The sequence below is a fragment of the Geotalea toluenoxydans JCM 15764 genome (genome assembly GCF_001311985.1).
In the GTDB taxonomy this organism is placed as follows: Bacteria; Desulfobacterota; Desulfuromonadia; order Geobacterales; family Geobacteraceae; genus Geotalea; species Geotalea toluenoxydans.
On record NZ_BBCJ01000041.1, the window covers coordinates 14,818 to 29,511 of the forward strand.

Here is a 14,694-nt window from a genome sequence, read left to right on the forward strand (position 1 = left end):
CCGGCGCCGACACCCCTTCCGTAGCTCCTATCAAGCCGGCTTCCGAAGGGACTCCTCCCGTAGATCGCCGTAGTAAAGTACATAACCGGCGGATTTAAGGCCCGACTGAAAAAGATGACTGCTGGCACTGCCCCTTTTTCCCATCTCTCTATAATCCATATTTCCCATGTTGACCTTGCTTTTTTGATGCTTTTCAGGTAAAAGTCAAAAGTTAAAATTCAGCAGGCATCTTTAATCAAATCAAAGTGAATTCGCTTTAATTTCAGCGAGTTTGCCTGCCAGCCAGCTTCCTTTCCGCTCCTTGTTCACAGACCAGCATCAGCAAAACGTAACATGATAGGAGATTGTGTTGAACCAGTTTCAGACCAGGAGTGACGCAACGGGTCATCCCTCGGAACCTGCCTGCCCAGGCTGGTGGTTACCGTCATCACAGTTATCATCACATGGAAACAGCCTGTCGGAGGCACTTCGCCAGGTCACTCGTCCCCTTTACCTGGTGAATACCGGTGAAGCCATCTGTGCAAAGACGGATGGCAGCGCCCTCTTCGGACAGGAAAGACCGGAAGGGGGCCTGCCGATCATGGGTCAGGCTTCACCCTGCCTGCCAGAAAAGCTGGGAGATGCGCAATTCTGCCGGGACCTGGGCATCCGCTACCCCTATATCGGCGGCTCCATGGCCAAGGGTATAAGTTCCGCCGCCATGGCTGAGGAGTTGGGGCGTGCAGGAATGTTCGGCTTTTTCGGCGCCGCCGGCCTCCCCTTTGCCGAGGTGGAGGCCACCGCTGACAAACTGAGCAGGACCGACATCCCCTATGGTTTCAATCTGATCCATTCCCCCCACGAACCCGATCTGGAGGATGCCCTTTCCCGTCTTTACATCGACAAAGGAATCCGGGTCATCGAGGCCTCCGCCTTCCTCGCCCTTACTCTCCCCCTGGTCCGTTATCGGGTCCACGGCATCCATCGTGCCGCCGACGGCGCCATCGTCACCCCCAACCGCATTATCGCCAAGGTCTCGCGGGAAGAACTGGCGGCACGATTCTTCTCTCCCCCGCCGGAAAAGCACCTGCGGTCATTGATCGCTGCCGGTGAGATCACCGAGGCCCAGGCAGAACTTGCGGCACAGATTCCCATGGCCCAGGATATCACTGCCGAAGCGGATTCCGGTGGCCATACGGACAATCGTCCCGCCATCGCCCTTTTTCCCACCATCCTTTCCCTGGCTGCCAAACACCAGGCAAACTACAGCGGCATCAGGCTAAGAGTCGGTCTGGGAGGGGGCATTTCTACCCCTGCCGCCGCAGCTGCCGCCTTTGCCATGGGCGCTGCCTATATCGTCACCGGCTCTGTCAACCAGGCCTGCGTGGAATCCGGCACCTGTGAAGAAGTGCGGAAGATGCTGGCCGAGACACGCCAGGCCGATGTGACCATGGCCCCGGCCGCCGATATGTTCGAGATGGGAGTGACGGTACAGGTCCTGAAGCGTGGCACCATGTTTCCCATGCGCGCCGCCAGGCTTTACGAGATTTACCGTACATACGGCAGCATGGATGAGATACCAGCCGCGGAAAAGGACAAGCTGGAACAGACCCTGTTCCGCAACAAGCTGGAGAACATCTGGCAGGATACCCGCGCCTATTTCCAGCGGCGCGACCCGAGCCAGGTGGAGCGGGCAGACCGGGACCCCAAGCATCGCATGGCCCTGGTTTTTCGCTGGTATCTGGGACAGGGCGCACACTGGGCCAGGGACGGAGAACCGACGCGCAAGATGGACTATCAGGTCTGGTGCGGGCCAGCAATGGGCGCCTTCAACGAATGGACTGCCGGTTCCTTCCTGGAGCAGCATTCCCGGCGCACGGTGGTTTCGGCCGCTTTGAATATTCTTTTCGGCGCCGCTGTCCAGACCCGCGCCGCCATGCTCAGCTGCCAGGGAATCCGCTTCACCCCTGAAGAACTGCAGATACAGCCGTTGGAAACAGCAAAGATCAAGGAGTACCTTAGGTGAAAAAGAACGACGTGAAACCGGACGCAACTGCAAGCAGCACACCGCTGGCCATTATCGGCATCGGCTGCCTCTTTCCCCAGGCCAATGATCCTGATGCCTACTGGTCCAATGTTGCCGAAGGTATCGACGCCATCACGGAAATACCCGCCACCCATTGGCAGATTGCCGACTATTTCGACGGTGATCCCAAATCCCCGGACCGCACCTACGGCCGTAGGGGTGGTTTCATTTCACCGGTACCCTTCAATCCCATGGAATTCAACATTCCCCCCAACATCCTGGAAGCCATCGATACCTCCAACTGCTCGGCCTGGTGGTGGCCGGCCAGGCGCTGAAAGACGCGGGCTATGGGCCGGGAAGCGATTATGACCGCAACCGCGCCAGCGTCATCCTCGGCGTTACCGGCACCCTTGAGCTGGTCGTGCCCCTGGGGGCACGGCTGGGCCATCCCGTGTGGCGCAAGGCGCTCAAGGAAGCCGGGGTGGATGCAAATATCGCCGAGGACGTGGTACAGCGTATCGCCGACTCCTATGTCTCCTGGCAGGAAAATTCGTTCCCCGGTCTGCTGGGCAACGTGGTGGCAGGGCGGATCAGCAAGCACTATGATTTTGGAGGAACCAACTGCGTCGTTGATGCCGCCTGCGCCAGCTCCTTCAGCGCATTGCACCTGGCCGCCATGGAACTGGATTCGGGCAAGGCCGACATGGTGGTAACCGGCGGCATCGATACCTTCAACGATATCTTCATGTACATGTGCTTCAGCAAGACCCCTGCCCTCTCCCCAACCGGCAATGCCAAACCCTTTGACGCCTCGGGAGACGGTACCATTCTCGGAGAAGGCCTGGGCATCGTCGTTATCAAGCGGCTGGCCGATGCAGAGCGTGACGGAGACAGGATTTACGCTGTTGTTCGCGGCATCGGTTCCTCCAGCGACGGTAAGGGTGATGCCATCTATGCACCCAGTGCCGGCGGCCAGAAAAAAGCCCTGATTGATGCCTATAATCGGGCAGGAGTAACTCCCGACAGCATCGGGCTCATAGAAGCCCACGGAACCGGCACCAAGGTGGGGGATGCCGTTGAGGTAAGCGCCTTGCGCGACGTCTATGGCGAAGCAGATACCCCGTGGTGCGCCCTCGGCTCGGTCAAGTCGCAGATTGGCCATACCAAAGCCTCGGCAGGCGCCGCAGGTCTCATCAAATCGGCCCTGGCCCTCCACCACAAGGTGCTTCCCCCGACCATCAAGGTGGAAAAACCGCTGAAAGAAGTAACTGCCGATCGTACCCCTTTCTATCTGACCACCCGGAAGCGGCCCTGGCTTCCCCGTGACAATGGGCCGCGCCGGGCTGCCGTCAGTGCCTTCGGCTTCGGCGGTTCCAACTTTCACGTGGTTCTGGAGGAATATAAACCGGCAAAAGAAGCAGCAGACTGGGACGGCAATGTCCAGCTCGTTGCCCTGTCGGCACAGGGCGCCCATAAGCTGCAGGCTGCCCTGGCCAACCTGCCGGTTTCTGCTTCGTGGGAAGAAGTGCGGGCTTTTGCCACAAAGAGCCGTGCCGCCTTTGACGGCAGAGCTCCCTTCCGTATGGCTCTTGTCGTTGAACGGGATAAAACCAAGCTGGATGCTGTTGTCAATAACGCCAGGATGATGCTCGGCAAAAATGCCGCAGGTTCCTGGAGCACCCCCGACGGCGCTTTTTTCGCCCATGGTTCCACCCCCGGAAAGCTGGGCATGCTCTTTCCCGGCCAGGGAGCCCAATACACCGGCATGCTCAGGGACCTGGCATGCCACTTCCCGCAGATGCTCAACTCTTTAGCTGCTGCCGATGACGGTTTTGCAACCGCCACCGGCGAACGCCTCTCCGACCTCATTTATCCCCAAACTGCCTTTGATGCTGAAACAAGGGAAAGACAGGAAGTGGCGCTGCGAGCTACCGAATCTGCCCAACCGGCCATAGGCGCGGTCAGCACCGGGGCACTGAATATTCTTAAAACCTTTGGAATTGACCCTGACGCCGTCGCCGGCCATAGCTATGGCGAATTAACGGCCCTTCACGCCGCAGGGCGACTGGACGAAATGACGCTCAACCAGCTGTCTCGCCTGCGCGGCCGCCTCATGGGGGAGACAAAGGGGGAGAAGGGAAGCATGCTGGCCGTATCGGCCCCTCTGGCAACAATTGAACAGCTGCTGGCCGAGGAAAAGATCGACCTGGTCCTGGCCAACCGCAATGCCCCCAACCAGGGGGTATTGTCGGGCAAAAGCGCCGAGATCGACCGGGCAGCCCATATCATTACCGGCCGCGGCATCCCCTGCAAGAAAATTCCCGTTGCCGCAGCCTTTCATAGCACCCTGGTCGCCGATGCAGCCGCACCCTTTCAGAAGGCGCTGGACAGCGTTACCTTCAACCCCGTCCGACTACCCGTTTATGCCAACACCACCGCCACCGAGTATCCCGCTGAAAGCACTGCTGCCAAGCCCTTCTGGCAGGGCAGCTGGCCAACCCGGTCGAATTCGTCGCCGAGATTGACGCCATGTACGCCGCGGGATACGCACCTTTGTGGAGGTCGGTCCGGGAGCAAGGCTCACCGGGCTCGTCAAGGCCATTCTCGGCGACAGGGAGCATCTGGCTGTTGCCCTGGATTCTTCAGCCGGCAAGCGCTCGGGCATTGCCGACCTGGGCAGGCTCCTGGCCCAGCTGGTCGTGCTGGGGTACCCGGTGCGCCTGTCACTATGGGATGAAGGATATGAGATTCCTGCCGAGAATGGGAAAAAGCCGGCCATGACCGTGCCCATCTGCGGTGCCAATTACGTGAAGCCTAAAGCAAAACGGCCGCCGCTGCCAAAGCAGATTCAACAGAACGTTGCCCGGCCTGTCCAGCCGGCGACCCAGCCGGCAGCGGCTTTCCATTGGCAAGGACCGGCAGTTTCCCATACGACAACGTCCGTTTCCCCGGATGCCCTGGCAGAATCCATGCGTGTCACCCGCGACAGCCTGTCGCTGCTGCAAAAGATGCAGGAGGAAACTGCCCAACTCCACCGCCGTTTTCTTGAGGGTCAGGAAGCTGCCAACCGCACCTTTCAGACCCTGCTGGAGCAACAACAGCGCCTTATCCAGGGAACGATCATCCCCGGATCAATGCCGCTGCCAGCTTCCGTTGCCCCATCAGCCACCGTGCAACAGGCTGCGGTCCAACCGGTTCAGCCTCCTTCGGCGCCTGCCACTGCAGCACCTGCAGTTTCTGCCCCGGCTCCGGTGCCCCCTTCGGCCGCCAATCGGACGGCGGAAACCCTTCTTGCCGTGGTCAGCGAGAAGACCGGGTATCCGGTGGAGATGCTGGAAATGGAGATGGGGATGGATGCCGATCTGGGTATCGACTCCATCAAGAGGGTGGAAATTCTCTCCGCCATCCAGGAACGCCTCCCCGGCTCACCTGTTATCGGCCCGGAACATCTGGGGACCCTGCGAACCTTGGGCGATATTGCCGCCTATCTGGGCGCCGGAATCCCTCTTTCTACTCCTGCGCCGCAGGCAGTCACGGCACCCCCCTCTTCCGCAGGCAATATCCAGGTCGCTGAAACACTGCTGGCCGTGGTCAGCGAGAAGACAGGCTACCCGGTTGAAATGCTGGAAATGGAAATGGGCATGGATGCCGACCTGGGCATCGATTCAATTAAACGGGTGGAAATCCTCTCCGCCATCCAGGAACGCCTCCCCGGCTCGCCAATTATCGGCCCGGAACATCTGGGAACGCTACGCACCCTGGGTGATATCGCCGGTTATTTGGGTGCCGGAATTCCTGCTGCCTCACCAGGTTCCATGGCAACAGCACCTGCAGCAGCTGCAGCAACGTAGCCGAAACTTTGCTGGCCGTGGTGAGCGAGAAAACCGGCTATCCGGTGGAGATGCTGGAGATGGAGATGGGAATGGACGCCGACCTGGGCATCGATTCCATTAAACGGGTGGAAATTCTCTCGGCCATTCAGGAACGCCTCCCCGGCACACCGGTCATCGGGCCCGAACACCTGGGTACCCTGCGCACCCTGGGAGACATCGCCGGTTATCTCGGCGCCGGATCAACTTCCTTTCAGGTTGCCCTCCCACAGGCTACCGCTACGCCCATCTCGGCAGGCGCTGGCCAGGTTTCGCAGGTTCTGCTGGAGGTGGTCAGCGAGAAGACCGGTTATCCGGTGGAAATGCTGGAGATGGAGATGGGTCTGGATTCAGACCTGGGTATCGACTCCATCAAAAGGGTGGAAATCCTCTCCACCATCCAGGAGCGTCTTCCCGGCGCACCGTTGATAGGGCCCGAGCATCTGGGCACCCTGAAAACCCTGGGTGAGATAGCCCGGCATTTGGGGGGTACTGCTGCAACTGCCGAGCCTCCCCCTGTGCAATCGTCACCGCAAGCTGCTGCAGAGCCGGAATCAGGGAAAGAACCCCGAATCTCCCGCAGCACCATCGTCCCGGGCGAGCTTGGCGACACCAAAGATGCTGTAGAATTGCAGATAGGCACGGACAGTGAGTTCTGGGTAACCGACGATGGTTCCCCTTTTACCGCCGAGCTCTGCACCATGCTCTTCCGCCGTGGTTTTACCGTACGCAGGATCAGCAACCATGAGGAACACGAAATTACCCCGCCGGCAAAACTTGCAGGTCTGGTTATCTCTGCGCCCCAAAGCGGAACGGATGGGCAGTTCCTGGAGAAGGCCTTCATGCTCCTGAAAAGCGCCGCCCCTGCCCTGCGCAAGGCGGGTGTAGAAGGGGGCGCTCTCTTTGCTACCATTTCCCGGCTTGATGGCGCCTTCGGTTGCGGTACGACCAATGAGCTTGCTGATCCCTTATCGGGCGGACTTGCCGGTTTTACCAAGACGGCAGCGCAGGAGTGGCCTGAGGTGAACTGCAAGGCCATGGATCTCGGTGTTTTCCAGAGTCCGACGGCAATGGCAGAGGCCATTACCTCAGAGCTGTTCCGCGTCGGTCCGCTGGAAGTTGGTCTTGGCCCGGAACAGCGCATAGCCCTTCAACTTGCCGAACTTCCCGCTGCCGAGACTGCTTCCACGCCCTTGCGCGAGGGAGATGTCGTCGTCATTACCGGCGGAGGCAGGGGCGTGACCGCTGAAACTGCCGTGGCTCTCAGCCGGGCCTACCGTCCTTTCCTGGTCCTCCTGGGCAGAAGTCCCGAGCCTGTCCAGGAACCGGCATGGTTGAGCCAGTTGACTGAGGAAGCCAGATCAAGAAGGGGATCATCGAGCAGGCCGGGGGCAAACTTCATCCACGGGATATCGAGGAGCGCTACCGGGGGGTATTCGCCGGACGTGAGCTTCGCGCCACCCTTGCCCGCATTGAAGCGGCCGGGGGCAAAGCCGCCTATCACTCGGTTGATATCCGCGATGCCGGCCAGGTGAGAAATCTACTGGCAGGCATCAGGCAGAAACATGGCCAGATTCGCGGTCTCGTTCATGGGGCAGGGGTCCTGGCAGACCGGTTGATCGTCGATAAATCGATCGACCAGTTTGCCATGGTTTACGGCACAAAGGTCGACGGTCTGCATTCCCTGCTGAGCGCCACGGCAGAAGACGAGCTCCGCTTCATCGCCCTCTTCTCCTCCACCACCGGTCGTTTCGGCCGTATCGGCCAGGTTGATTATGCCGTGGCCAATGAAGTTCTCAACAAGCTGGCCCAGGCTGAGATGCGCAAGCGCCCTGGATGCAGGGTAGTCAGCATCAACTGGGGACCGTGGGACGGAGGCATGGTAACTCCTTCCCTGAAAAAAGTTTTCGCCGGCGAAGGGATCGGCCTGATCGGTCTTGCTGCCGGTGGCGATTTCCTCGTTCGCGAGATTGCTGCCACGGGTTCGCCAGTCGAGGTTGTTGCCATTGCCGGTGCTGCCGGTGAACTTTCCGCCATCTCGCCCATTTCCCGCTCCCAGGTCCTGCCGGAAGCATTTGCCCTGAACCTGACCGTCAATGATTACCCGTTCCTCCGCTCCCACGTTCTGGACGGCAAGGCAGTGCTCCCCATGGCCGTCATCGTCGAATGGCTGGCCCATGGCGCCCTCCATGGCAATCCCGGACTGCGTTTCCATGGTTTCAACGATCTGCGCATCTGCAAGGGTGTAGTCTTCGAACAAGGCTCCCCATGCACCTCCGTTTCCTGGCAGGCAAGGCCCAGAAAAGGGATTCCTTCTATCTGGTGCCCGTTGAACTGACCAGTGCCACCCCAGAAGGCAAAAAGGTCCTCCATGCCAAAGCAGAGATCATTCTGGCAGGGCGGCTACCCGAAGGGATTCGCTCCATCATCGAAATACCTTCCACCCCTTACGAGCCCAAAAACGGAAAGATTTACGACAAGGAACGCCTTTTCCACGGCCCTGAACTGCATGGCATCGAGCAGGTGATCGGCTGTTCCACCAAAGGAATTGCCGCCATGGCCAAGGGTGCGCCGTCACCGGCAAGCTGGATCAAGCAGCCCTTGCGTAGCGCATGGCTCACCGATCCCCTGGTCATGGACAGCGCCTTCCAGCTCATGATCCTCTGGTCCTTCGAGCGCTTCGGCGCCGGCTCTCTTCCATGCTTTGCCGGCAGGTATCGCCAGTACCTGGACAGTTTCCCCGTTGAGGGAGTTCAGGTGGTGGTGCGCATCACCGAAGAACGCCAGACAAGCGCCACTGCAGACATGGAATTTCTCGACCGGCATTCGGGCAAACTTGTTGCCCGCCTGGAAGGATACGAGTGTGTCATTGACCCCTCACTGAAACAGGCCTTCCAGCGTAACCAGCTCGCCAAAACGGGCGGAGTCCAGTTGGGAGCAGCCTGAGAATGCAGGAAAAACCTTCGGTTGCAATTGTCGGCATCGGCGCCATTTTCCCCGATGCCCCCGACCTTGAGCAGTATTGGGAAAATATCCGCGCCGGGCGCACTTCAGCCAGGGAAGTTCCGGCTGAAAGATGGCACGTTGCCGCCGATGGGGTCTTCGACCCGACCCCGGGAAAAGCTGACCACGTTTACTCACGGCGCGGCTGCTTTATCGAGCAGTTGCCCCCCATCTCCAGGCTTGACGGCATTGCCCTCGATCCAGGCCTCGTCGCCGGCCTCGATCCTCTTTTCCAACTCCTGCTCCACGCCGGAAAAAGGGCTTTCGACAACGGCATCACCGCCCCCCTTGACCGCTCCAAGGTGGGGGTCATCATCGGCAACCTGGCCCTTCCCACCGAAACGTCCGCAAAACTGACCCGCGCCTGGCTTGGCAAAACATTTGAGGAGAAGCTCCTCGGACACTCCAGGAAGCGGGAAGATATGGACCCCATCAACCGCTATGTCGCCGGCCTCCCTGCCGGACTTCTGTCAAATGCACTGGGTCTGGGTGGAGGCAGCTGCACACTTGACGCTGCCTGCGCCAGTTCCATCTATGCCATAAAGCTGGCCATGGACGAGCTCCTCTCCGGTCGCGCCGATGCCATGCTCACCGGCGGCGTCTCCAGACCCGACCCACTCTATACCCAGATGGGCTTTTCCCAGCTCCGCGCCCTGTCAAAACGTGGTGTCTGCTCTCCCTTTGACGCTGCCGCCGATGGACTGGTCGTCGGCGAAGGGGCCGGCATCTTCCTTCTGAAAAGAACCGAGGATGCCGTTGCCCATGGTGACCGTATTTATGGAATCATCAAGGGAGTCGGCCTCTCCAACGATGTGGGCGGCAGTCTGCTCGCCCCTCTCTCCGAGGGGCAGCTTCGGGCCATGGGCGCTGCCTATGCCCAGAGTGGCTGGAAGCCGCAGGATGTGGATCTGATCGAGTGCCACGCCACCGGTACCGCTGTCGGCGATGCAACGGAATTTGCCAGTCTCAAGCAGCTGTGGGGCGATGCCCCTGTTGCCGAATCCTGCGTCATCGGTTCGGTGAAATCCAATATTGCCACCTGCTTACCGCAGCAGGCGCAGCGGCTTTGACCAAGGTGCTCCTGGCCATGAACGAGGGAATTCTTCCCCCCACTGCCGGTTTTTCCGCGCCACCGGCCGCCATAGATCTTGAAGGAAGTCCATTCCAGGTGCTGGCCAGCGCTCGCCCCTGGCAACGCCGCAGTGAGGGGATTCCCCGCCGGGCAGCAGTGAGCGCCTTCGGTTTCGGCGGCATCAATGGCCACCTGCTGGTTGAAGAGTGGTTGCCGGAAAACCACTCGGCCTCGCGGGCGATTGCCATAAAGGCCCCGACCGTGGAAGGGGCGACAGATATCGCCATCGTCGGCATTGATGCCCGCTTCGGCCCTTGGCAGTCATTGAAAAAGTTTACCGAACGGGTTCTGGGTGGCGATGGCAGCGCTGAACCGACCGTCCCCCAGCGCTGGTGGGGAGCAGAGAAAAGCCGGTGGTTCAGGGAAGAAGAGCTGGATCCGGCCTCATTCAAGGGCTTTTATGTCGACGAGTTTGCCGTTGCCACCGATCAATTTCGCATTCCGCCGCTGGAAATGGAAGAAATGCTGCCCCAACAGCTCCTTATGCTGCAAACTGCCGCAGCAGCCATGGCCGACGCCGGACTTGGCCGTGACGGCAATGACCGGGCGGCGGTCCTCATCGGCATCGCCCTGGACCTGAACAGCACCAATTTCAGCTTCCGCTGGTCAATGGCAGAAGAAGCACGAAAGTGGCAGCAGGAGCTGGGAAATGAACTTTCTCCCGGCGACCTTGAAGGATGGACAGCGAGCTGCGGGAGGCTGCCGGACCTTCTCTCACCGCCAACAGGACCATGGGCGCCCTGGGAAATATTGTTGCCAGCCGTATCGCCCGTGAGTTTCGGGTCGGCGGACCGAGCTTCACCGTCTCCAACGAGGAAGGCTCCGGCATCCGCGCCTGGAAGCAGCGGTCCGGCTGCTGAATGCCGGTGAGATCGACCGGGCGCTTGTCGGGGCAGTTGATTTTGCCGGCGACCTGCGCGCTGTCCTCGGCCATCATTCCCGGCGTCCTTTTGCCTCGGCCGGCAATGGCAGCCCCTTCGATGAAGGTTCATGCGGCAGCACGGTTGGTGAGGGAGCCACGGCAGTGGTATTGAAGCGGCTGCAGGATGCGGAGCGTGATGGCGACCGCATCTATGCAGTCATCAAGGCATCGGCACCGCCGGGGGGGGCATCGTCAACCCAGGGGAAAAGGCCTATACCAAAGCCATGGAACGGGCCTATGCCGGTTCCGGTGTGGAGCCTCACAGCATCAGCTTCCTGGAAGCCTGCGGCAGCGGCAATCCTCCCGAAGACAGGATGGAAGCAAAGGCCCTGGCCAGTTTCCTTGCCGGCAACCAGCCCCGCCACTGCGCCGTTACATCGGTCAAGGGTGACATCGGCCACTGCGGCGCCGCCTCCGGCCTGGCCTCCTTCGTCCGGGGCTGCCTCGCCCTGTATCATGAGATCATCCCCCCCTGTCGCGGAGTGGAATCGCCTTTGCCGGAGTTGTCGGGCAACGGATCACTCCATATTCCCCGCAGCCCACGCTACTGGCTGCGCAACCGGGCAGAAGGGCCGCGCCGGGCCGGGATCAGTACCTTTGGTATTGACGGCACCTGCAGCCATGTGGTTCTGGAAGGATGGGATTCGGTTCCCCAGCGTTTCCAGGATGAGCGTCAAGCGCCTTTGGGCTCCCTGGGTGAATTCATTTTTGTGGTGGCCGGGAACAATCAGGCCGAGCTGACCCAGGGGCTGGACCAGCTGCGTCAGTTAAATGGCGAAAAGAAATTCGATCTGGCCCGACTGGCCTTGGAATGGCAGGCACGAAATGGTTCAGGCGAGGCCCTTGCCGTAACCATGGTAGCCCGAAATTTGGACGAGCTTGCGGCTCTCATGGAGCAGGCCAAGGCAGTAGTTGCTGGAGGGAATGCCCCTATCCTGGCGCAGCCCATGCTTCGCGACCGGCTTTTCTATTCAGCTTCTCCCATCGGCACGGACGGTAAGATCGCCTTTGTCTTTCCGGGGTCCGGCAACCACTATGCCGGCATGGGCATGGAACTGTCCGTTGCCTGGCCGGAGGTGTTCCGCCGCCAGGACGGCAGAAACCTTTACCTGCGCAGCCAGTTCCAGCCCGAGTACTTCTGGAACGGCGCTCCTGCAGCAGAGGTCAACAACAACCACGAGGCGGTCATCTTCGGCCAGGTGGCAACCGGCGTCGCGGTCAGCGATATCGTCCGCAGCTTCGGCATCGAACCGACCTCGGTCATCAGCTACAGCCTGGGGGAATCGGCAGGACTTTTCGCCCTGGGGGCATGGCATGCACGGGACGAGATGCTGATGCGCATGGGCAAATCTACGCTCTTCACCCGCGACCTGGCAGGCGAATGCCGCGCTGCAGCCCGTGCCTGGGGTCTGGGTGAAGGTAAGGAAGTGGAGTGGAGCATCGGCGTTGTTGAGGCAACGGCCAAGGATGTGCGCCGCGCCCTCCGCTCCACCCAGCGGGTCTACCTCCTCATCGTCAACACCCCCGACGAATGCGTCATCGGCGGCGATGCCAAGGCGGTGAAACGCCTGGTAGCCATGCTGGAATGCCGGTTCCACCCCCTGCACGGCGTTACCACCGTTCACTGCGAAGTGGCGAAACAGGTGGCCGAGGCATATCGGGACCTGCATCTTTTTGAGACCACTCCACCGCCAGGGGTCACATTTTACAGCGGCGCCAAAGGGAAAGCATACGCCGTCACCCGCGCCAGTGCAGCCGATTCCATCCTTGCCCAGGCGGTGGAGGGCATCGATTTTCCGGCCGTCGTCAATGCAGCATATGATGCAGGAGTCAGGTATTTCCTGGAAATGGGACCCGGCAACTCCTGCAGCAGGATGATCGGCCGCATCCTTGGAGAGCGCCCCCACTTGGCCAGGTCAGCCTGCTTCTCCGGCATCGATGGCGCCTCGGCTATTCTTCGCCTCCTGGCCCAGCTCATGGCCGAACGGATACCGGTCGATCTCTCGCCCCTTTATGCAGAACAAGCAATTCCAGTGTCCACAGCAAAAGGTGAGCGGCAATTCCGGATTGTCATGGTCAACAGACCCTTTGAACCACCCAAGCCCACATTGCGACCGGTTCCGACACCCCCTCCCCTTCGCCCCCTTCCACGAGGGGAAGGGGTAGTTGCAGCACCCCCCAAGACAGCAGTAGCACCTGAGACTCACATCACTGAAGGAGAAACTGCAACGACATCTGCAGTATTTTCTCATCAATCTCCAGCGGCGACAGGGGACCCGCTCATGAGTGCCTTTGCCGCTGCCCGGCAGGCGCAATTGCAGGCCCATGATGCGTTTCTCAAGGTGTCGAACAGCTTCAGCCGGACCATGGCCGATACCCTGGCTTATCAGTTCTCCATCCGGAACGAACTGGCCGCAGCCGGAATTTTTATTGACCAACCGCCCCTTGATTCGCCAAGACCGCTCGCTGCACCGGGGCCGAAAGCCGCCTTCGACCGGGAAATGTGTCTGGAGTTCGCCCGCGGCCTGGTCGGCCGCATGCTCGGGCCGGCCTTTGCCGAGGCCGATTCCTTCCCCACCCGGGTCCGTCTCCCCGATGAACCGTTGATGCTGGTGGACCGGATCATGAGCATAGAGGGGGAGGCAAAGTCCATGACCAGCGGCCGTGTGGTAACCGAGCACGATATCCATCCCGGCGCCTGGTACCTGGATGGTGGCCGCATTCCCACCTGTATCGCCGTCGAAGCCGGCCAGGCTGACCTTTTCCTCTCGGGCTACCTGGGCATCGATTTCATCACCAGGGGTTTGGCCGTCTATCGCCTCCTCGATGCGGTGGTCACTTTCCATCGAGCACTGCCCGTTCCTGGAGAAACCATCCATTACGATATCAGCATCGAGCGCTTCTTCCGCCAGGGGGACACCTACCTGTTCCGCTTCCGCTTCGATGCCACGGTCAATGGGCAACCGCTTCTCACCATGCGTGACGGCTGCGCCGGCTTCTTTACCGCCGGCGAGTTGGCAGCAGGCAAGGGAATTGTCAAGGGAGCCCTGGATCTGCGCCAGATGGCAGGTAAACGACCAGCCGATTGGACGGAACTGGTGCCGATGGTCAAAGAATCTTACACCGCCTCCCAGCTGGAGAGCTTGAGGAGAGGAGATTTGGCCGGCAGTTTCGGCCCCCTCTTCGCCCACATCAGATTGGCCGCCCCCCTGACCATTCCCGGTGGAAGGATGCAGCTGGTGCACCGGTCCTGGAGCTCGATCCCACCGGCGGCCGTTACGGCCTGGGTATGATCCGCGCCGAAGCCGACATCCATCCCGATGACTGGTTCATCACCTGCCACTTCGTCGATGACCGGGTCATGCCCGGCACCCTCATGTATGAGTGCTGCCTCCACACCCTGCGTATTTACCTGCTGCGCATGGGATGGATTGCGGAAGCTGCCGATGCGGCCTGGGAACCGGTGCCAGGGGTAGCGAGCCGGCTCTGCTGCCGCGGCCAGGTCCTGGAAACCACCAGGGTCGCCGCCTATGAAATCACCATCCGGGAACTGGGCTATCGCCCTGAGCCCTATGCCATTGTGGATGCGCTGATGTACGCGGATGGCAAAGCTATTGTCGAGATTACCAGCATGTCGGTAAGGTTGAGCGGGACCAATAAAGAGAAGCTGGTAGAGTTGTGGCAGGGTTCTGCGGCTACCCCCCTCTCCCCAACCCTCTCCCACCAGGGAGAGGGAGCATTGACGTACTCCCTCCCTTTAGGG

At 60.4% G+C, this 14,694-nt stretch carries 8 protein-coding genes and 3 pseudogenes; all 11 read left to right on the forward strand.

The features are described from left to right. Positions 1-346: 346 nt before the first annotated feature. Positions 347-2,005 carry a PfaD family polyunsaturated fatty acid/polyketide biosynthesis protein gene (locus JCM15764_RS19380; RefSeq protein ID WP_279384581.1) on the forward strand — a complete coding sequence of 553 codons (1,659 nt, stop codon included), beginning with the start codon at positions 347-349 and terminating at the stop codon, positions 2,003-2,005. Between the two features lie 11 nt (positions 2,006-2,016). Beyond that, positions 2,017-4,394: pseudogene (locus JCM15764_RS27385) on the forward strand (beta-ketoacyl synthase N-terminal-like domain-containing protein); the annotation flags it as partial. A gap of 166 nt (positions 4,395-4,560) precedes the next feature. After that, complete coding sequence (locus tag JCM15764_RS27390; protein ID WP_279384582.1) at positions 4,561-5,856, forward strand: phosphopantetheine-binding protein; 1,296 nt, start codon at positions 4,561-4,563, stop codon at positions 5,854-5,856. A gap of 20 nt (positions 5,857-5,876) precedes the next feature. Then, positions 5,877-7,409 carry a phosphopantetheine-binding protein gene (locus tag JCM15764_RS27395; protein WP_279384583.1) on the forward strand — a complete coding sequence of 511 codons (1,533 nt, stop codon included), beginning with the start codon at positions 5,877-5,879 and terminating at the stop codon, positions 7,407-7,409. Further along, positions 7,346-8,212: an SDR family NAD(P)-dependent oxidoreductase gene (locus JCM15764_RS27400; RefSeq protein WP_279384587.1), complete on the forward strand. Its 867-nt coding sequence runs from the start codon at positions 7,346-7,348 to the stop codon at positions 8,210-8,212. The genes JCM15764_RS27395 and JCM15764_RS27400 overlap by 64 nt, the downstream gene beginning before the upstream one ends. Continuing rightward, positions 8,143-8,820 carry a polyketide synthase dehydratase domain-containing protein gene (locus JCM15764_RS27405; RefSeq protein WP_279384584.1) on the forward strand — a complete coding sequence of 226 codons (678 nt, stop codon included), beginning with the start codon at positions 8,143-8,145 and terminating at the stop codon, positions 8,818-8,820. Before JCM15764_RS27400 ends, JCM15764_RS27405 begins: the two co-directional genes overlap by 70 nt. 2 nt (positions 8,821-8,822) lie before the next feature. After that, a pseudogene (locus JCM15764_RS27410) lies at positions 8,823-9,940 on the forward strand (beta-ketoacyl [acyl carrier protein] synthase domain-containing protein); the annotation flags it as partial. Positions 9,941-9,952: 12 nt separating this feature from the next. Continuing rightward, complete coding sequence (locus JCM15764_RS27415; protein ID WP_279384588.1) at positions 9,953-10,879, forward strand: beta-ketoacyl synthase N-terminal-like domain-containing protein; 927 nt, start codon at positions 9,953-9,955, stop codon at positions 10,877-10,879. Between the two features lies 1 nt (position 10,880). Beyond that, positions 10,881-11,000: pseudogene (locus JCM15764_RS27420) on the forward strand (hypothetical protein); the annotation flags it as partial. A 155-nt stretch (positions 11,001-11,155) separates the two neighbouring features. Next, positions 11,156-14,224, forward strand: a complete 3,069-nt coding sequence (locus JCM15764_RS27425) for an acyltransferase domain-containing protein (protein ID WP_054698530.1) — start codon at positions 11,156-11,158, stop codon at positions 14,222-14,224. Continuing rightward, positions 14,221-14,694, forward strand: a 474-nt coding sequence (locus JCM15764_RS27430) for a hotdog family protein (RefSeq protein ID WP_279384585.1), incomplete at its 3' end; no start/stop codon positions are given. The genes JCM15764_RS27425 and JCM15764_RS27430, both read left to right, overlap by 4 nt.

Bases quoted from the DNA above. Each gene is read 5' to 3' on its own strand.
- JCM15764_RS27425 (WP_054698530.1), top strand. From the start codon at position 11,156: ATGGAACGGGCCTATGCCGGTTCCGGTGTGGAGCCTCACAGCATCAGC.
- JCM15764_RS27405 (WP_279384584.1), top strand. From the start codon at position 8,143: ATGCACCTCCGTTTCCTGGCAGGCAAGGCCCAGAAAAGGGATTCCTTC.